Annotated in this window: 16 protein-coding genes and 2 pseudogenes; 10 read left to right on the forward strand and 8 right to left on the reverse strand. The window is 65.0% G+C overall.

Annotated features, from left to right (window positions below; translation table 11 throughout):
- Positions 1-47 precede the first annotated feature (47 nt).
- From HQK15_RS05120 to HQK15_RS05135, 4 genes are all read left to right on the forward strand, one after another.
- On the forward strand, positions 48-1,076 hold the full coding sequence (locus tag HQK15_RS05120) for a BtrH N-terminal domain-containing protein (RefSeq protein WP_302477542.1): 1,029 nt from the start codon (positions 48-50) through the stop codon (positions 1,074-1,076).
- Between the two features lie 58 nt (positions 1,077-1,134).
- Positions 1,135-2,766, forward strand: coding sequence for a fatty acid--CoA ligase (locus HQK15_RS05125; protein WP_173490315.1), 1,632 nt, complete (start codon positions 1,135-1,137; stop codon positions 2,764-2,766).
- A 40-nt stretch (positions 2,767-2,806) separates the two neighbouring features.
- On the forward strand, positions 2,807-3,388 hold the full coding sequence (locus tag HQK15_RS18290; RefSeq protein ID WP_217361344.1) for a PaaI family thioesterase: 582 nt from the start codon (positions 2,807-2,809) through the stop codon (positions 3,386-3,388).
- Positions 3,389-3,480: 92 nt separating this feature from the next.
- Positions 3,481-4,062 carry a lysophospholipid acyltransferase family protein gene (locus tag HQK15_RS05135; RefSeq protein WP_367649061.1) on the forward strand — a complete coding sequence of 194 codons (582 nt, stop codon included), beginning with the start codon at positions 3,481-3,483 and terminating at the stop codon, positions 4,060-4,062.
- 51 nt (positions 4,063-4,113) lie between these two features.
- Here the strand turns inward: HQK15_RS05135 and HQK15_RS05140 are convergent, their stop codons facing one another.
- The 3 genes and pseudogenes from HQK15_RS05140 to HQK15_RS05150 form a co-directional block, all read right to left on the reverse strand.
- Positions 4,114-5,316 (reverse strand): NAD(P)/FAD-dependent oxidoreductase, encoded by a 1,203-nt coding sequence (locus tag HQK15_RS05140; RefSeq protein ID WP_173490317.1) that lies wholly within the window; start codon positions 5,314-5,316, stop codon positions 4,114-4,116.
- Positions 5,316-6,701, reverse strand: a pseudogene (locus HQK15_RS05145) (cytochrome P450); the annotation flags it as partial. The gene HQK15_RS05140 and the pseudogene HQK15_RS05145, both read right to left, overlap by 1 nt.
- Before the next feature lie 25 nt (positions 6,702-6,726).
- A complete protein-coding gene (locus HQK15_RS05150) occupies positions 6,727-7,047 on the reverse strand; it encodes a 2Fe-2S iron-sulfur cluster-binding protein (RefSeq protein WP_173490319.1) in 321 nt (106 codons plus the stop codon).
- Between the two features lie 128 nt (positions 7,048-7,175).
- On the opposite strand from HQK15_RS05150, the gene HQK15_RS05155 reads away from it, so the two are divergent.
- The gene (locus tag HQK15_RS05155; RefSeq protein WP_173491093.1) at positions 7,176-8,189 is read left to right on the forward strand and encodes an AraC family transcriptional regulator; all 1,014 of its coding nucleotides are present in this window, start codon (positions 7,176-7,178) and stop codon (positions 8,187-8,189) included.
- 34 nt (positions 8,190-8,223) lie between these two features.
- Here HQK15_RS05155 and HQK15_RS05160 read toward each other — a convergent pair whose 3' ends face one another.
- On the reverse strand, positions 8,224-8,859 hold the full coding sequence (locus HQK15_RS05160; RefSeq protein WP_367649062.1) for a TetR/AcrR family transcriptional regulator: 636 nt from the start codon (positions 8,857-8,859) through the stop codon (positions 8,224-8,226).
- A 1,225-nt stretch (positions 8,860-10,084) separates the two neighbouring features.
- On the opposite strand from HQK15_RS05160, the gene HQK15_RS05165 reads away from it, so the two are divergent.
- The gene (locus HQK15_RS05165) at positions 10,085-10,222 is read left to right on the forward strand and encodes a hypothetical protein (protein ID WP_173490320.1); all 138 of its coding nucleotides are present in this window, start codon (positions 10,085-10,087) and stop codon (positions 10,220-10,222) included.
- An 867-nt stretch (positions 10,223-11,089) separates the two neighbouring features.
- Positions 11,090-12,343: a hypothetical protein gene (locus HQK15_RS05170; RefSeq protein ID WP_173490321.1), complete on the forward strand. Its 1,254-nt coding sequence runs from the start codon at positions 11,090-11,092 to the stop codon at positions 12,341-12,343.
- A gap of 430 nt (positions 12,344-12,773) precedes the next feature.
- Here HQK15_RS05170 and HQK15_RS05175 read toward each other — a convergent pair whose 3' ends face one another.
- On the reverse strand, positions 12,774-13,766 hold the full coding sequence (locus HQK15_RS05175; protein ID WP_173490322.1) for an alpha/beta hydrolase: 993 nt from the start codon (positions 13,764-13,766) through the stop codon (positions 12,774-12,776).
- Between the two features lie 98 nt (positions 13,767-13,864).
- Between HQK15_RS05175 and HQK15_RS05180 the strand changes: the two genes are divergently transcribed.
- Positions 13,865-14,404: a TetR/AcrR family transcriptional regulator gene (locus HQK15_RS05180; RefSeq protein WP_173490323.1), complete on the forward strand. Its 540-nt coding sequence runs from the start codon at positions 13,865-13,867 to the stop codon at positions 14,402-14,404.
- A gap of 68 nt (positions 14,405-14,472) precedes the next feature.
- Complete coding sequence (locus tag HQK15_RS05185) at positions 14,473-15,525, forward strand: hypothetical protein (RefSeq protein ID WP_173490324.1); 1,053 nt, start codon at positions 14,473-14,475, stop codon at positions 15,523-15,525.
- A 201-nt stretch (positions 15,526-15,726) separates the two neighbouring features.
- Here HQK15_RS05185 and HQK15_RS05190 read toward each other — a convergent pair whose 3' ends face one another.
- The 3 genes and pseudogenes from HQK15_RS05190 to HQK15_RS19025 form a co-directional block, all read right to left on the reverse strand.
- Entirely contained in the window at positions 15,727-16,284 is a 558-nt protein-coding gene (locus tag HQK15_RS05190; RefSeq protein ID WP_173490325.1) for a hypothetical protein, read from the reverse strand.
- A gap of 207 nt (positions 16,285-16,491) precedes the next feature.
- Positions 16,492-16,929, reverse strand: coding sequence for a GyrI-like domain-containing protein (locus HQK15_RS19020; protein ID WP_254450672.1), 438 nt, complete (start codon positions 16,927-16,929; stop codon positions 16,492-16,494).
- A gap of 118 nt (positions 16,930-17,047) precedes the next feature.
- Positions 17,048-17,299: pseudogene (locus HQK15_RS19025) on the reverse strand (MerR family transcriptional regulator); the annotation flags it as partial.
- Positions 17,300-17,457: 158 nt separating this feature from the next.
- Here HQK15_RS19025 and HQK15_RS05200 point away from each other — a divergent pair.
- Positions 17,458-18,240, forward strand: coding sequence for an oxidoreductase (locus HQK15_RS05200; RefSeq protein WP_173490327.1), 783 nt, complete (start codon positions 17,458-17,460; stop codon positions 18,238-18,240).
- Positions 18,241-18,263 lie beyond the last annotated feature (23 nt).

Below are 18,263 nucleotides of genomic sequence, written 5' to 3' on the forward strand. Positions count from 1 at the left end.
GAATTCACATGCCGCATACGACCCTCCTACAGGACTACCCGCATCAGATGGGAGGGCACTGCGGATCCGGCGCCATGCGCGACCTGCTGCACTGGCATGGTCTCGGGTGGGACGGACCTCCTAGTGAGGGTCTGGTGTTCGCCCTAGGAGGGGCTCTGGGGCTCTCATATGTTCGATCGAGCGGTCTCATCCCCCCGATTTATCTGGTCGGGCGTGGTGCGGATTTCGAAGTAGATCTGCCCACGCGCCTCGGCGGGGACGTTGAGATGCTCACCACCGACGACGCCGACGAGGGGTGGTCCTGGGTGCGCCAAGAGGTCGACGCGGGGCGACCCAGCTTGGTGTGGGGTGACATCGCCGAACTGCCATACTTGAGGGTCAAGCTGCAGATGAGTCGCCATGACATCGTCGTGATCGGCTACGACGAAGATCAGGGTGTGGCCTTCGTCGTGGATAACGACCGCGCTGACGTGCAGGAGGTCCCGCTTGACGCACTGGCGCGCGCGCGGTCATCCAAGTCGTTCCCCGAGCCGACCCGCCACTGCACCTATCGAATCGAGTGGCCCGATGAACTGCCGGACCTCGCCGAGGCCGCATCCACTGCGTTCCAGCAGTCGGCGGAAAGCATGCGCCACCCCTCAGGAGGGGGGATCGTGAACCTCAAGGGAGCAACGAGCGGAGCCGAAGGTCTGGCTGCCGTCACCCTCCTGGCGTCCGATGTCGAGACCTGGGCTGGGCTCCCGCTCGATGAGCTCGAGATTCTGCTGTTCAGTTTGAGTGCCTTCATCGAGAAGGCAGGGACCGGCGGAGGACTCTTCCGCCGGCTGCTCGCGGACGGTTCTGACGACGTCGCTCGGCTGACCGGAGACGTCGCCACCACGGAACTCGCCGACGTTGCCGGCCGATGTGCCCAAGCGTGGACGAAGGCCGCACGTGCCGGTGTCCAGCGAGACGTCGACGTGCGGACTCGCGTGAACTCGGTGGTCGCGGCGGTCAGCCTGCTGCCGCAGCTCGAGACAGAGGTGGTCGGCGCCCTGGAGGCAGCAGCAACGTCGCTGTCTCGCTCTCGTGCCTGATTGCGGAACTGATCTCAGGGACAACGACTTTTGAAAGCATCACAGACAGAGGAGTCTCATGCGGAGCACGATGATGGACGTTGCCCTCACCACAGCGGGCATACTGCGCCATGGATCGACCGTGCACGGCGCGGCTACCGTGCGGACGCTGCAGCCCGACGGGAGCGTGAAAGTTGGAACGTTTGCCGAGGTCGGGCGGAGGTCGGCCCAGCTCGCGAATGCCCTCCGAGGGTGCGGAGTTGACGGGGACGATCGTGTGGCGACGTTCATGTGGAACAACCAGGAGCACGTGGAAGCGTACTGCGCCGTACCGTCGATGGGTGCGGTGCTGCACACCCTCAACTTGCGCCTGACAGCGGATCAGATCAACTACATCGCGAACCACGCCGATGACCAGGTCGTCATCGCGGATGGGAGCGTTGTGCCCCTTCTCGCCCCGGTGTTGCCACAACTCGCTGCTGTCCACACAGTTGTCGTGACAGGTGGGGCGGACCTCACTCCGCTGCGCCGCGACGGTCTCACGGTCGTGGGCTACGAGGACTTCATCGCAGGTCAGCCTGAGACGTTCGACTGGCCCGCGCTGGATGAACGCTCAGCTGCGGCGATGTGCTACACCTCTGGCACCACTGGGAATCCGAAGGGCGTCGCCTACAGCCACAGATCGACATATTTGCACTCGATGGCCGCATGCGCTGCCGACGGGCTGCGAGTCAGCAGTGACGACCGAGTTCTCGCCATCGTGCCGATGTTCCATGCCAACGCGTGGGGGTTGGTCTACGCCGCGTTGATGGCTGGTGCAGACCTGCTCATGCCTGAGCGCTTCCTGCAGGCTGAGCCGCTGGTCCGGCTCATCGACAGCGAGAAGCCGACCATTGCCGGCGCAGTCCCGACGATCTGGAACGACGTCCTTCATTTCTTGGAGGCTCACCCGAGTTTCGACGTCACCTCCCTCGATCTGGTTGCATGCGGTGGTTCCGCCGTGCCTCTCCACCTGATGCAGGCATTCGAGGAGAAGTACGGCATCAACGCGGTGCAGGCGTGGGGCATGACCGAGACTTCCCCTTTGGCGTCGATTGCCCGGCCATCGACATCACTCGACGCTGACGAGCAATGGCGACTTCGAGCCACGCAGGGTCGGCCGGTCGCAGGGGTGGAATTGAGGATTGTTGACGACGCGGGGCACGATCTCCCGCACGACGACGAATCGGTCGGCGAGATACAGCTCCGCGGCCCATGGATCACTGGATCGTACGTCGGCGAGGAAGCGGACGACGAGAAGTTCCACGAGGGCTGGTTGCGAACCGGCGACATCGGTCGGATCGATGAACACAGCTTCGTCACGCTGACCGACCGGACCAAGGACGTGATCAAGTCCGGCGGAGAGTGGATCTCCTCAGTTGAGCTCGAGCTTCTGCTCGCCGGCCACCCAGACGTGCTCGAGGCCTCGGTGATCGGTGTGCCGGACGAAAAGTGGCAGGAACGGCCCCTGGCAGTCATCGTCGTACGGGACGGTCGTGAGCCATCGCCTGAAGACCTGCGGAGGTTCCTCGACGGTAGGGTCGCGAAGTGGTGGCTGCCTGAACGGTGGTGCTTCGTCTCCGAGGTGCCTAAGACTTCGGTCGGCAAGTTTGACAAGAAGCGTTTGAGGGCCCTCCACGCTGACGGAGAGTTGAGCGTCGTCGAGATCTAGCACCTCATCTTCGCTGGGCCCACATCGAACGGAGTAGAAATTGTCAGGCCAGACCGAGCCGCAAGGTCGTGGCGACGACCAGGCAGGCATCGCCGGTGACGCGAACAACCGCGAGCGCGCGGACGTCATCTCCCGGTGGTCCGATCACCTTGTCTTGCTGGACGCTGTAGAGGTAGGGCAGGTGCTGCCTCCGCACTCGCTGAACTGCGCAGGCTGCGGTCCAGATAATCCGTCTGGACTGGGGATGCAGGTAATTCGCACAGCGAACGGCGTCGGGTCGACCCATAGCTTCGGTGACGGCCAGGTCGGTGCGCCAGGTATCGCGCACGGGGGAGCGGTGGCGCTCGCTTTCGACGACCTCTTCGGGTTCGCGCTGTACACGGTGGGCACGCTCGCCGTCACACGAAGTCTGACAGTCGAGTATCAAGCGCCGTTCCGGCTGCACCAGCCCTATAAGTTCAACGCAGAGGTCGTCGAGCGTACGGGACGTCGGCTCCTGCTCCACGCCGATGGCTGGGACTCAGCAGGTCGAAAGGCAGGCTCGGCCGACGCCACCTTCGTGGTGGTCGAGTCGGCCCACTTTGCGGCGGCCCCACCGGATCATGAAGTGGGCGGTTTGTGATCGCGATACCGCGACGGGGAGTGGCGTGGTGGACTGCGTACATAGTCTGCAAGCCCGTTCTGGTCGCTGTCCGTCGTCGCGACTGGCGTGACGTGGACAGGATTCCTTCGCGCGGTGGTGCAGTGCTCGCCGTGAACCACGTCTCTGAGATCGACCCGTTGCTGATCGCCGAACTGGTACTGGCGAGGGGGCGAACTCCTGCCTTCCTCGCCAAGACCAGTCTCTTCAGTCGGGGCCTGGTAGGAACCTGGTTTCGTGCGGCCGGACATGTCGAAGTCGATCGCGATCACGGCGGTGATGGCTTCGGCGCAGCGTTGAGGGCGCTACGGGGAGGCGCGCTTCTCGTGGTCTACCCCGAGGGCTCGATCACGGTAGACCAGCGCGGGCGTCCGATGCCTCTGAAGACAGGAGCGGTACGGCTAGCACTCGAGTCTGGGGCTCCGCTCATTCCGGTGGCGCAGTGGGGGGCGCAAGAAATTCTTCCGGCTTACAGCCGCCGTCCGAGCCTCCTGGGGCGACCCAAAGTCAGCATCCACATCGGGCTTCCGCTCGGTCTAGCCGACCTCGCGGAGGGAATGTCTCCTTCGGATGCCGTGACCGCGGGCACCCGTCAACTCCATGAAGCTCTGACGCGAATGGTGGACAAGTTGGCGCGTGAGCGAATCCCGCAGTGACGGCAGCATCCCGTGGGATCAAGCGACGCACAGGTCCATCCTGGAGTCAGGTCAGTTGGCAGGTGCACTCATGAGGTCGGAACGCTCGACCGGTGTTCGCTGCGTGATGACCTTCTTGCTGAACATGAAGTCGCGAGGACGGTTGACGCAATCGGCCGCAATGAGTTCGCCCTGCCGCAGGTAGAAGCAGGTGAAGTCGCGGTCACGACTGGGATCGCCACTGAAGATGACCTCGTCGTAGTCGGTGTTGAGGCCCGCTATCTGAAGTTTGAGGTCGTACTGGTCCGACCAGAACCATGGCAACGCAGCGATCTCCTTGGACTTCCCGCACATCGTCGCGGCGGCCACCTTCGCCTGCTCGCCGGCGCTGGGCACAGATTCCAGACGTATCCGACGGCCGTAACGCGCAAAGTCGTGGCTGGCGCAGTCGCCAGCGGCGACAATGTGTGGGTCGCTCGTGCGTGCTTGGGCGTCGATCAGTACGCCGTTGTCCACGACCAGACCTGCGGCAGCGGCCAACTCGGTGTTTGGCTCGACGCCGATGCCGACGATGACGATGTCGGCGGGGATGGACTCGCCGTTGGCCAAGACCACCGCTCGGACCCGGCTCTCACCCGTGAGCGCCTGGACGAGAGCGCCCGTCCTGATGCTGACTCCCGCCTCCTCGTGGATACGGTGGAAGAACGCCGAGACTTCGGGGGCCGTCACGCGCTGGAGGACTCGCTCGGTCGCTTCCAGCACGGTGACTTCCAAGCCGAGGGCGCGCAACGAGGAGGCTGTCTCCAGCCCGATGTAGCCGCCACCCACGATCACAGCCGTGCCTGCAGTTGTGGCGGCTTCGCGGATCAGCTCGACGTCGGCTGCCGTGCGGAGGTAAAAGACCCCGGCCAAGTCAGCGCCGGGCGTGGGGAGCCTTCGGGCGCGGGCACCCGTGCAGAGCGCGAGCTTGTTGTAGCGCACGGTCTCACCGTTGCTCAGGGCGACGAGCCCAGCCGAGCGGTCGATCGCGTCCACCGTCGCGTCGAAGAGCTGGATGTTCTGTTTCGCGTAGAACTCGACATTACGGATCGCCAGTTCCTCCAGTGTGCTCCTCCCTGCGAGATACGCCTTGGAGAGCGGAGGGCGTTGATATGGCACCGCGGACTCATTCCCGATGAGGAGGATCTCCCCGTCCCACTTCTCCTGCCGCAGGCTGGCTGCAAGCTGTGCGCCAGCATGACTTGCGCCAATGATGACCGCCTGCGAGATAGTCACTCGTTGGACTTCGGGGTGAGTCGGACCATCAGTTTGCTGATGCCACGCACGAAGTTGGACTGCACATATTCGGGCTCGCCAACTACCTCGATGTTCTCGAAACGCGGGAGCAGCTCCTCCCAGAGGATCTTCAGCTGCAGCTCTGCCAGTCGGTTGCCCATGCAACGGTGAACGCCGAACCCGAAGGCAATGTGGTTGCGTGCGTTTGAACGATCGATGATCAGCTCGTCGGCCCGTTCGAACAGGGTTTCGTCGCGATTGCCTGACGCATACCACATCACAACCTTGTCACCCTTGCGGATGAACTGACCGTTCAGGACGACGTCCTTCTTGGCGATGCGACGCATGTATGCGAGAGGTGTCTGCCACCGGATGATCTCCGAGACCATATTGGGAATCAGGTCTGGGTTGGCCTTCAGCTTCTCGAACTGGTCGGGAAAGCGATTGAGCGCCAGGACGCCGCCGCTCATGGAGTTCCGAGTCGTGTCGTTGCCCCCGACGATCAGCAGAGTCAGGTTGCCGATGAACTCCATGGGGCGGTCGATCAGGTCCTTGGTGTCCTCGTTGCTCTGCAGCATGGTGATCAGGTCGAAGCCGGGTGCTTCTCCTGCCGCGGTCCGTGCTGCCTTGTCGCGCCAGAGGGCGCTCAGGCCCAACGCCGCGTCACGCATTCCACGAAACACCTCGTCGTTGTCGGACGGTCCACCGTTGGCCTGTTCCATCGATGACGCAAGGTCCGACCACTCGACAAGCTTGTGTCGCTGCTCGTACGGGAAGTCCAGCAGGGTGGCGAGCATCCGGGCGGTGAGCTCGACCGACACGTTGCTGACCCAGTCGAACGGTTGGTCGACCGGCAGGTCGTCCAGGACCTCACGGACACGTGATCGGATCAGGCCCTCCATCTCACGCAAGTTCTTGGGGGCGACCACACCTTGGACGGCCGCCCGCTGGAGGTCGTGCCGAGGCGGATCCATCGCAATGAACATCGCAACATCGAGGAAGCGGGGAGGAGTGCCGATGATGATGAATGGCTCGGCCGAAAAGGCATCGTGGTTCTTGTCCACGGCCACGATGTCGGCGTGACGCGTGACGGACCAGAACGGGCCGAAGGGGCTGTTCGCCTGGTAGTGGACCGGGGCCTCCTGACGCAGCCGCTCGAAGTAGGAGAGCCAGCGTCCCTGCCGATACATGAACGGGTTACTCATGTCGATGTCAGTGAGCTCGACATCCTCGACGGGAGGAATCGGCTTCTCGACGAAGAGCTTCTGACCGTTCGTGCCCGTCACCCATCGACGCGTCTTGTCGTAGAGATGGGCGCCTTGGATCTGACGGTCCACCGGAATGGCCGACTGAGCTTTGTTGGTGATCGCTTCGGAAATCTTCATAGTGAGGTGTCCTGGTCTCTCGTCGTCACATCTGGAATTCGGGAAGGTCGACGGTCAAGCCGTCCCATGCCGCGGATACCGCCATCTGGCACGAAAGGCGAGAGGTCGGTTGACGCTCAGGGTTCATCGAGAGCATCTCCTCTTCTTCTGGGCTCGAGAGGCCGACCGTCTCGGACCACTGCGGGTCAACCACCACGTGGCAGGTGCCGCACGCCGCCTCCCCGCCACAGTCTCCATCGATTCCGGGAATGGCTTCGTTGACCGCGACCTGCATCAATGACTGGCCCTCCTTCAGGGGAGCATCGAACTTCTCGCCGTCGTGCGACACAAAGGTCACAACTGCCATGTCAAACTCCTGATGTGATTTCCGGCGTACAAGGACCTTCCTTAAGTGTTGCCATCCGCGTCGCGTGTGACTAGGGTCACCCGGGTCAGTATGTTGTGAATTCGGCTCAGCCGGGGATGGGGTTGGTGATGATCTGCGACGACGTAGGCGTCCCGCCTCTGGCGTTTGCCCAACTTCTGGCAAGCGAGGCGATCGACCCAGCGGCGGTCGCGCGGTTCGACACCGTCATGGCTCGCGAAGGGTTGGATGCCGCATCTCTTGTCGAGCGGGATGTCCAAGCACCGTTGCGATGGTTCCGCGAGGTGTACCCCAAACTCGATGCAGACAAAGCAACGCGCCTGGGACTCGCGTGCGCGGACCAGGCTCAACTGACGTCCTTCGGGCCGCTGAGCCTGCCCCTGGTCAGTGCGGGCTCAGTGTCTGAGATCGTGGAACTGTTGACCTACCTACCGCTGATCACGACGGCCCTTAGTCCGCAGATGCACTCAAGTGACCAAGGGCTCACGGTCGGACTGACCGGACTTGCAGGCGACCCGGACTTGGACCGCTTGGCCATCACCTACTGCGGCTCGGCACTCGTTCGCCTGCTTGAACTGCTCGTCGGTGACATGTCCACGATCACCCTTCACTTGGACTGGCCAACGCCACCGTCGATGATTGATCATGATGACGTTCGTGCTAGCCGGCTGATATTTGACTCTCCGATCTCGTTTCTCCGCATTCCCGCCGAGACGCTCAACGAGGTGTGCCGATTCTCTGACCCGATCGCGTACCGACACGCGATAGGAGACCTCGAGAAGGACCTCGAGCAGCGCCGGGGGGCAAGGACATTCTCGCGGGCTGTGAGGAACTTGCTAGACGAAAAGACCGTGCTGAGAAGCAGTCAGTCAGTTGCGGCGGAACTTTCGATGTCTGTCAGTACTCTTAAGCGGCGACTCGCGGGTGAAGGGATGACTTTCCGCGACCTACGTGAGGCCTCGCTCAAAGAACGCGCAACGTTGCTCCTGCTCGAGCGGTCGGCATCGGTCAGCGAGATTGCCACTGACCTCGGCTACAGCGATGTGGCCAACTTCTCTCATGCTTTCAAGCGATGGACCGGCCAGTCCCCAAGCGAATTTCGGCTCATTCAGGAAGGTCGATGACGCGAAACTGGCCCGGATCCAGGCAGTACAGGCCTCACAGCGATGGTGCTTCGGACCGCTGAAGGCCCAGGTACCGAAGTGCCACCTCGGAGACCTGCTGGCCGGTGGCCTTTGCGTCTGCTCCGGGGAGTGCAAGATGGCTGACCGTTAGACGCACCAACGCGTCTGTCGCGTTCTGAACGTCCGTCTCGTCGAGCTGAGGAAATTGTTGGTGAAGCCAGGCGCCAAGTGTCTCGCTCGCGACGTCGAGGAGTCTTCCCGACGTCGTGATCAGCGGCAGCATCCCCTTTCGTGTGTCGACGGCCCCGGGATTGAGCGTCGGGTCGCGGTAGGACACCAAGACAGCCCGGAGCAGGGGGCTCTTCTCAGACTCGGCCAACGTGAAGTGAACTGAAGCCTGAATCCCGCCAGCTGCATCGGTTGGAAAGCCCGCAAGGACTTCCTTGATGCCGGCGAGGAATCGCTCAGCCTCGTGGAGAACAAGTGCCTCACCCAGACCCTGTTTGTCTCCAAACTCCTTGTAAAGCATCGCCCTTGAGGCTCCGATAGAGGTAGCAATCTGCCCGACCCTCACTTTGTCCCATCCCTTGTCGACGGTTTCGCCGTAGGCAGCTTCCAGTGCTAGCTGCCGAAGATGGGCCCGGTAGGACTGCCTCAGCGATGTCGTCACACACGAATCTTACGAGATTGTCTCGATCGGAACAGCAGCCCGGATGAAGGCCGGAAGAGAACCTCCAATCGAAAGGGCCGACCACGTCCCGGGGTTGCTGCTTGCTCATCTGGAAAGCAGAGTGCAGGCACAGCAGGACTTTTCGAGAGATGCCTTTACGTGAACGTGAAAATCTCTACATCCCTGCCCGGTGGCGCCACTACCTGTCCCACATTTGGGCGATGCAAGCACGAGACCCGCGGAGGACGAATGCCTGATGGGCGACCAGAACCGAAATGGTTCCTTCTGACACGCATCCTTGTGGCAATAGGTGGCCTGGGTAGCCTGATTCTGGCGGAAGTAGCCAGCGAGCTGTTCTTCATCGCTGCATCGGGTTTGTTCGTCATCTCGGTCGCACTGCCCATGGCGTTTGAGGCGTTGTCTCGCCGACCGGGCTCTGGCCACCACCAGTGAGATTCGATCGAACGGGACTGCTGCACGATCGGGTCTGTGCCGGATTCTGGGTAGGTGACGAGGTGCGGCCTTCCCATCGGGGGTTCGGGGCGAGCCCGTCAGCATGTCCCGCCGGCGTCCCTCCCACAGTGGCATCAGCGCAACGGAAACACTGATGGGGACTGCAATAGCGGTGAGGAATGTGAATCAGAAGCCTCTCGTGTTGAAAAGGTTGCCGAGCGCTTAGGTTGGATGCGTAGTCGCTTGACGGTGGCATGTCGTGGGACCGCACCGTGGCGTGGGCATAAGCGCGGCGCCGGTTATGGTCGTCGCGTTCCCCGAGAGGTATTTGATGTGCTAGCGCTTCGCTGCCTAGCTCGCGTGATGCTGAGTGCGCCGCGTCCTTCGTGGGCACATTTTGGGCACACTCTGCCGTGATCTGGCGGGATTCGAACGTATCGGCAGTGATGTGAAGTCACTGGAATAGCAGCGTATTCGGGCATCTTCGCAGGTCGGAGAGTGCGGAACTTCGAGTTCAAATCCCACCGCCACCGCACGATGAGAACCCTCGACATCACTGAAGTATCAGTGGTACCGGGGGTTTTCGCTTTGCCGCAGTGTCGCTTCTGGGCACACCTTTCCTCAATGGGTCTCTGCGGCTTTCGCTGTGACAGCTCGTGCAATCGCGGTCGGGTCTCAACCGCCGTCGAGCGCTCGCACCGCAGCCTCGTTCAAGGCGACTGCGACTGCGTCGAGGTCGTCTTCGAAGAGGTCGGCCTAGACGACCGGGGTCATGGCGGCGCAGCTCGCCTTCGGGGTCTGGGAAGAGGAGGCCGTCGGGCTCTCCACAGTCTTCATCGGTGGGCAGACCGTGGGCATGCCTGTTCAGGATCTCGTCGCGCTTCGGCGAACAGCCGACGGACGGGAGTGACATCGTGTCTACTTGGTCGGGCAGGGTGAAGCAGACCGCCCCGAAGCATCATCGCGGCATCAGTGCGGCGCGTCACGATAGGCACTTCACATGTTCGTTCGTTCGTGGTCGGCCGTCCTGGTCCTGAGCATGGGAGCTCTCACGGTGACCGCAGGGCCAGCGCGGGCCGCAGGCCAGCACACCGTCAACGGAACCGTCGTCGGTGACGCGCACCAGCCGCTCCAGGGCGTGCGCGTGACAGTGGAGGGCGTCGAGACGTCGTCCTCGAGAACGGTCCAGGCGGACCGAAGCGGCGCGTGGAGCGTCTCGGTCCTGGACGGTCGGTACAGAGTCAGGTTTGCGGATCCGCGCGGGATCTACCTCGGGGAGACGTTCGACAACCAGCTGGAGGCGCGGACGACCAACGGCGCGATCGAGGTGAGGGTGACCGGTCATGATGTCCCCGCAGTGGACTCGCAACTGATCAGGGTCGCCTCGATCAGCGGGCGAGTCGTGGATGGAGCGACACCCGTGGCAGGCTCCGGGATCACGCTCGAGCCGGTGATCGCGGGCGATCTGCAGCACGCGAGGTCGGGGTCGGACGGCCGCTTCAGCCTGTCCGACGTGATTCCGGGCACGTACCAGGTGATCGTCAAGGATCCGCTGCCGGACTTCGGTCTGATCGCTACGAGGACCACGATCACGATCAGGTCCGGGGCTCGTGTCGTCCTGCCTGATAGCCAGGTCCTTGGCGATGCAGATCTGGGCCGGATGAGTGTGGACGTGGCAGCTCACTCGGGCAGCGAGTCGGCGAGCATCAATGTCTGGTCGGTCAACGACCCCGTGGCGCCGATCAGCCAAGCCACGATGGGCCCTCCAGGCGAACCGGTGGACTTCCTGTCCGTGCTTCCGGGTCGCTACCGGGTGTCCCTCGGTGACAACAGCTGGGTGGGTGGGACGGCGTTCGAGAACGCCACGACCTACACGGTCAAGGCAGGGGAGACGACGAAGGTCGAGGCGACCCCGGCCGAGCAGACGGAGCTGCTTGGCTACGTGAGCACGGACCGCGGACAGGTCCTCCGTGGCGCGCTGGTCCTGGTGCACCGCATGGACGACCCGAAGACGATCGTGGCGTCGGCGGTGAGCTTCGAGAGTCCGGGGTTCAGGATCCAAGGACTCCCGAGGACGAGTTACGGCATCACGGTCATCGACCCAGGCGGCAAATACCGCACCACGACGGTCGACAACGTCGATCCCGACTTCCAGGTCGTGACGATGCCTCATTCACCGAAGCTTGCGACCTTCGACGAGCACGACAGCTCCGCCACCTTCACCGCGACGGGACGAGGGGCTCGGGCGGCGACCTACGGGGTGCTCTACAGGGCGGACGACGGTGAGGCCATCGCCAGCGTCGCCGCCAACCCCGGGGCGTTCGACCAGCATGCGCCGCCCGGGACCTACAAGGTCAGGATCGGAGAGCACTCGTGGTACGGCGGCCGATCGTTCGCGACGGCCAAGACGATTACGCTCAGGCGCGGCAGGACGACCCACGTCGCGCTCGGTGGTCTGCCGGCCAACGGCGACCTGGTCGGTTCAGCCGTCACGTCGAGCGGGTTGGTACTGCATCGCGCGTTCGCCACGATCTACGCCGCTGACAACTCACACGAGGTGATCGGCCGAGTGCCCGTCGATGGGACGTTCCGATTCGACGGGCTGCCTGTCCGTTCGTACAAGATCCGGATCAGCGATCCACTCGGACGATTCGCGACTCGGTGGTTCGGAGGGGGAGGATCGTTCGCATCAGCGCGTGCTGTGACCCCGGAGGTGTCCGAGGAGAGACTCGTCGGCACGACCGTGCTGCCGGTCGCCTTCACTGTGATGAAGCCGCCGACGATCACCGGCACGGCCAAGGTCGGTCGTCGGCTCACCGCGTCCGATCCGACGTTCAGCCGGGCCGGTGCGTCGATGAGCCGCCTCTGGTATCGCGACGGTCGACGGATCCGCGGTGTCACCAAGACGACGTACCTGCTCCTGGCCAAGGACGAGGGTCATCGGATCACAGTGAAGGTCACAGCCCGCAAGCAGGACGAGAAGACCCTCGTGGTGAGCTCGAAGAGCACGCCGCGCGTCGCAGGCCGTTGATACACCGGGAGTCCTCGGTCCCCCTCGATCGCGACGAGTCGTCGGACCCGGGCTGTCTGCCGAATAGGCCGTCGGCGAGGTCTGCCGTGAGGTCAGGCGTGTCGCGGAGGATGCGCGTCATCAGACGCCGGATGTCGCCAAGGCCAAGGAGCCGATAGGGCGTGCAGCGGCCATCCGTGGGCACGTTCTGTGTGATCTGGCGGGGTTCGGCTGCATCACGATAAGACGAACTCTTCTGGAATCGCAGAGTTTTTGCTCCTCCTCGGGTCTCGGCCTGGCCGATTTTCGCGGTCAAATTCCACCGCCACCGCCATGAGCTGGCCCCCGATTCTGGTGAGATATCAGCGAGGTCGGGGGTGTTCTCGTTCGTGCTGCCGGCGTGGGGCCCGCTTCTGCTGCGTCTGGAGACGGCCCGACAGGTTGCGACGGTTCACACCTGGCCACGTTGCCGAAGGTTCACCTCGTGCGCCGACGGCTCGCCAGTCGGCCGGGGGGTTGCGGTGGTCGGGACGTAGCGGGTGAGGAAGTCGACCTGGTCGGCGACGACGGTCTCGAACAGCGGCTCGACGTAGGGATCGAAGTGGCCACCGGGATAGAGCTTGACGGTGGAGTGCCTGATCTTGGCTGCCGTGGCCTCGGCGACCCGTCGTGGCGTGATGGTGTCGTCGGTGACGATCTGCACCAGGGCGGGGCACTGGACGCGACCGGCCCATCGTCTCGGCGAGTAGGTGCCGATGGTCAGCGCGATGCGCGCCGCCACGGTCTGTGGGTAGCTGCCTTCGGACAGGCCGGATTCACGAATCAGCTTGAGCATTCCCGGCCGGGCGTCCGGCGTCGTCATCATCCCCACGTGTCCCGGCGTGCTGACGCTGTCGATGCGCACGGGCTCACGTCCAAGCCATGAACCCACCAGGTCGCGGACGGCGGGAGTCGCCACCTTCGCGGCCGCCCGCAGGCCGGTCGACCGCACCGCGGCGGGTCCGCTGACGTGGGGGACCTGGGCGATGATCGCTGCCAACGGCTCGCCGCTGCCGGCCATCGTGATGACATGCCCACCGGCGAACGAGGTGCCCCACGCCACGACCTTCTGCGGATCGACCCCGTCCAGGGAGCGGGCGTAGCGCAGTGCGGCTCGCCAGTCCTCGTGCTGCATACGGACACTCAGCAGCTGACGGGGCTCCCCCTCGCTCTCGCCGAATCCGCGGTAGTCGAACACCACGACCACGTAGCCCTCCCCGGCGAAGCGCTCGGCATAGGCGTACAGGCGCAGTGCCCGCACGCCGCCGAACCCGTGGGCCATGACGACGACGGGTCGCTGCGCGCCTGCGTCGGCGGGCCGATAGACGCGAGCTGCGCAGCTGACGCCGCTGGAGTCGAACCGCTCCTCCGAGAACGTGAACAGGTGGTCGCTCGGCTCGGCCATCAGCTTCTCCTTCGAGTCCCGGGCGACGCAAGAGACTTCTTGGACGCCGATCAAGAAGGTACCGATTATCTTGATCGCCATGCAAGATAAGGTGACGTATGCCTCGAAATCGACGTCCCCGTGACCGCGAGGAGAAGTCTGCGGAGATCGTCGCCTCAGCCGCCGCCCTCTTCACCGAGGTGGGTTATGAGAAGACCTCGCTGACCAGCGTCGCGAGCGCCGCCGGCGTCACGACCAACACGATCTATTGGTACTTCGAGAGCAAGGAGGCGCTGCTCGTCGCGGCGCTCGACCACGTGCTTGCCGACGCCATGGGGAGTGTGGACGAGCAGGATGGGACGCCGTGGGTCGACCGACTCGTCTGGGTCGTCGATCGCCTGCAGCAGCAGGCCAAGCTCGTCACGACCGTCCACGCACTGGCCGCCACGTCGCCGATCGTCGAGTCCTGGCACGACGGCTTCCACGCCGTCACCAACGAGATCCTCGCCGAGGGCCTGCGGCATTCAGGCGTGCCCGAGGAGCAGGTCCTTCCCATGACCAGGCTGGGTGTCTTCGCCATCGAGGGCCTCCTGATGCACCCCCTGCCCGAGCCGGAGCAGCGCGCCGTCCTCAGCCTCGTCATGAACGGCGCTCGTTGAAGTATGTCCCGCTGACGATCCGGCTCTCACCAAGAAGCCCGGCTTCCACCGGAAGGTAGCGTGCCCGCATGAAGCTGAGTCGCGTCCTCGCCAGCGCCCTGGCTGTCGTCGTCCTGGCCGGGTGCGGCAGCGAAGGGGGCAGCAGCACCGGTGGCGCCCCGTTCACGCTGCCAGTGGGGAAGAGCTCGTGGGATGCCGTCACGGCACCGGCCTGGCTGAACGACGGGACCCTCCACGTGGGCGACCAGACCGTCAGGCTCGGCAAGCGGGTCGACGAGTTCGTGCTCGGTGCCACGGGCGTCTACTGGCTGCGCGGTGGCACGTTGTGGTTCACCGACACCGCTGGCGACACCCAGAAGGTCCACACGGTGGGCCAGAGCAACGTCGCGGTGTCCGCCGACCGGTCGGTGCTCGCAACCGTCGACCAGTCGCGGGGTCCGACCGACGAGTACGGCACCCACGTCATCCAGGCGGCTGCCTTCGACACCCGCACGGGACAGCAGCTCTATCGGACGCCCGACAAGGCCCCGGACAAGGGCGCCGACCTGACTGACCTCTACTCCGAGATCATGCCGCTGCTGCACGGCGTGAGCGACGAGCGGCTGTTCTTCGAGAACCGGACCATCGACCTGCGCGACGGGTCGTCCACGCCGTCGCGGCAGGACTCGGACGGGCTGGACGTCTATGAGGGCTTCGTCGACACCGTGTTCCCCGACGGCTACCGGGTGTCCTTGTCGGGCGAGGGCAAGACCCGCCAGCTCTCGGAGTCGTCGATGTTCGCGATCGGACGACAGTCTCCCGACCGCACGACTCTGTTCGACGTCGGCACGTGGCCGACAGATGCGGTCGTCTATGACGCGAGGTCGGGTCGGCAGTCCGACATCGGTGCCCCGTGGGACCACTTCACGCTGGTCGGATGGCAGGACGAGGACACCTTCTTCGGGGTCGCCGAGCGCATCGACGAGGACAACGTCATGAATGTGCTCCGAGCGCGCCAGGTCGTCACGTGCGAGCTGCGCACCTTGGCGTGCGATCCAGTGAGTCCGGTCATCAGGACGGACGATGACGAGGACGGTCAGTATCCGACGTTCCTGACCGAGGGGGATGCCAGCACCATGTAGGCGGCAGCGGATGAGCTCGGCCCATGACTCGAGCTCCTATGACTCGAGCTCCAGGGACCCCAGTGTCTGCTGGAAGGCATCGAGTTGCTCCTGCGGGGCGGCGGCCTCGAACTGGTCGCCCAAGAGTGCCTGGATCGAGATCCGGAAGGTGCTCGTCAGCGCTGCATGCCCGGGTGGCGTCGCTGGAGGGTCACCGTGCGATCACGGTGCGAGGACGGGTCGGAGCGTCACGAAGGAGTCGGCTCCCCGCTCCTGGAGGATCGACTGCGTCTCGGCATCGAGGTCGACCGTCGTTGAAGCCTGCGGCTTCACCTCGACGGTTGCGACGTCCCTGATCAGCGACGCCTGCTGAGGCTCGCCGCCCTGCGGGGCCTGCAGGACCAGCAGCACGATGCGGACCTTCGCGCTGTCGGTGTTGGGATTGTCCAGCCGCACCTGTCGGGCGTCCATGTCGTCGTCGAGGTCACTCCCGTCGGCGCCGACCGGCGTCAGCTCGACCGGATTAGGCAGGACGGCGCCCGCCACCTGCTTCACCTCGACGTCCTCGAACGTGATCGCTCGGACCTGGTCCGCGCCCGTGCCGCGAAGCTGGACGAAGTCGACGGACCCGCCGGGCGTCACCACGGCGCGTCCCTTGTCGGTCTCGAACGCGGTGTTGATCTGGACGTCGGGCACCTCGGCGTCGTCCCCGTCGCGAGCGATCAACCGGCCGCGAAGGGTGACCGACTGGTCGGTGGGGTTGTCGAAGTCAAGACTCATGTCGATGTAGCCGCTGGCCGCGATCCGGGTGAAGGTCGTCGTGAAATCGGTGGAAGGCGCGTCGCCCTGATCGGACTCTGTCGAGCATCCCGCCAGGACGAACGCAAGACTCGCTACCCCGCACATGATCCTTCGTGCCAGCCCATTCATCGTGTCATCCTGCCCGACCCGTTCGGGATGCGTCCAACCCGGCATGGCGCTCCGCGCTCAGGCCCGGATCGGCCAACCGATCTCGGTGACGCCGTCGCCACCGGGCACCCCTGCGACGTACGACTCGCGTATCGGGCCCGCGACGCTGACCTCGTGCTGGGCGACGTGTCGGCCGAGGTCGGCGTGGACCTGCCCGATCGTCGCGTCGGGGCCGGAGTGCGTGGCGACAGCGAGCATCGTCGCGGGTAGCACCTCGTACTGCACCCGACCTGCCTGCACGGTCTGTCGATGGGGCTCGACGGGATGGGGCTCGACCGGGCGGAAGAGGGCAACGTCGCCCGACTCGTCGAGGAACAGCTCGGTCGACCACAGGCCCCCCAACGGCCCGGCTGAGGTGGACCCGGTCGCCGTCAGGGCGCGGTCGAGGTCGACCTGCGCGGTGGTGAACCACGGCCCGAGATCGGACAGGTCGATGTGGTCGCGGATCACGAGCACGGGGGGTCTCCTCGACCCACCGGCGCTCGACGACCGCCGAGACGTGGTCCGACTCCAGCAGGCTCCGCAGGGCGGTCACGGCGTCCCGCGTCTCGGCCAGTCGTTGCTCCATGCGCCGCAGGTGCTCGGCGATGAGCTCGGTCCGGTCCTCCGGGCGGTCGACGGCGAGCACCTGGCCGATGACGTCGAGCGGCATGTCCAACGACCGGAAGCGCCTGATCAGGTGGGCGTCGTCGACCTGCTCGACGCCGTACGACCGGTAGCCGGTGAAGGGGTCCACCTCGACCGGCTCCAGCAGGCCGAGCCGGTGGTAGTGGCGCAGCGCCTTGGCGCTGAGGCGCGTCGCTCGGCTGAAGTCGCCGATGGTCATGGTCGCGGTCACGACCGCATCCTCGACCTTCCCCCTGGGGGAGAGTCCACCCCCTTCGAGGCAGCCATCCGCGGAGCGCTTGACCTTCCCCCCAGGGGAAGCCGGACGGTGAGTCTTGTCAGCGCCACCGGGCGCAACCCGTCGTCGAGAGGCTCGTCATGATCTATCCACCAGCACTGTCCCTGACCGGACGCCAGGCGCTCGTCGTCGGCGGCACCCGAGGCCTCGGGGACGCCGTCGTGCGCCGCCTCGTCGAGGCCGGAGCGCGGGTCATCGCCGTGGGGCGCACCGCACCTGAAGAGTCCGTGGCGGCGCGGGTCGTCCTTGCCGACAGCACGCAGACCGATGCCGCGGCTGCCATCGCGGCGGCCGTCGAGGAGGAAGGCGGCCTCGACATCCTCGTGCACGTCGCCGGCGGGTCGAGCTCGCCGGGCGGAGGCCACGGCGCCGTGTCGGATGCCGACTGGGACGCCGAGCTCGCGCTCAACCTGCTCTCGGCGGTCCGGATCGACCGTGCTCTCACCCCGCTGCTGCTGAGCCGGGGGCGCGGAGCGATCGTGTACGTCGGATCGATCCAGGGGCGGATGCCGCTCCACGACGGGACGTTGGGCTACGCGGCGGCGAAGGCCGCCCTGCGCACGTACAGCAAGGGGCTCGCGAACGAGCTCGCCCCGCAGGGCGTCCGCGTCAACACCGTGTCGCCCGGGGGCATCGCCAGCCCCGGCGCCAGAGCACTGGCCCAGCGCATCGCCACTGCCCGCGGCACCAGCGAGGAGGCCGGCATGCAGACGCTGATGGACTCCCTCGGTGGCATCCCCGACGGGCGTTTCGCGCCCGCGGAGGAGATTGCCGAGGTCATCGGCTTCCTGGTGTCGGACGCCGCTGCGTCGGTGGTAGGCGCCGACATCATCGTCGACGGCGGAACCGTCAAGACCATCTGATCCGGACGTCACCCGAGCCCCAC

It is taken from the genome of Aeromicrobium stalagmiti (assembly GCF_013283745.1).
Classification (GTDB): Bacteria; Actinomycetota; Actinomycetes; order Propionibacteriales; family Nocardioidaceae; genus Aeromicrobium; species Aeromicrobium stalagmiti.

Bases quoted from the DNA above. Each gene is read 5' to 3' on its own strand.
- HQK15_RS05190 (WP_173490325.1), bottom strand. From the start codon at position 16,284: ATGAGTCTTGACTTCGACAACCCCACCGACCAGTCGGTCACCCTTCGC.
- HQK15_RS05125 (WP_173490315.1), top strand. From the start codon at position 1,135: ATGCGGAGCACGATGATGGACGTTGCCCTCACCACAGCGGGCATACTG.
- HQK15_RS05120 (WP_302477542.1), top strand. From the start codon at position 48: ATGGGAGGGCACTGCGGATCCGGCGCCATGCGCGACCTGCTGCACTGG.
- HQK15_RS05185 (WP_173490324.1), top strand. From the start codon at position 14,473: ATGAAGCTGAGTCGCGTCCTCGCCAGCGCCCTGGCTGTCGTCGTCCTG.
- HQK15_RS05175 (WP_173490322.1), bottom strand. From the start codon at position 13,766: ATGGCCGAGCCGAGCGACCACCTGTTCACGTTCTCGGAGGAGCGGTTC.
- HQK15_RS05200 (WP_173490327.1), top strand. From the start codon at position 17,458: ATGATCTATCCACCAGCACTGTCCCTGACCGGACGCCAGGCGCTCGTC.
- HQK15_RS05150 (WP_173490319.1), bottom strand. From the start codon at position 7,047: ATGGCAGTTGTGACCTTTGTGTCGCACGACGGCGAGAAGTTCGATGCT.
- HQK15_RS05180 (WP_173490323.1), top strand. From the start codon at position 13,865: ATGCCTCGAAATCGACGTCCCCGTGACCGCGAGGAGAAGTCTGCGGAG.
- HQK15_RS05165 (WP_173490320.1), top strand. From the start codon at position 10,085: ATGGCGGCGCAGCTCGCCTTCGGGGTCTGGGAAGAGGAGGCCGTCGGG.
- HQK15_RS05155 (WP_173491093.1), top strand. From the start codon at position 7,176: ATGATCTGCGACGACGTAGGCGTCCCGCCTCTGGCGTTTGCCCAACTT.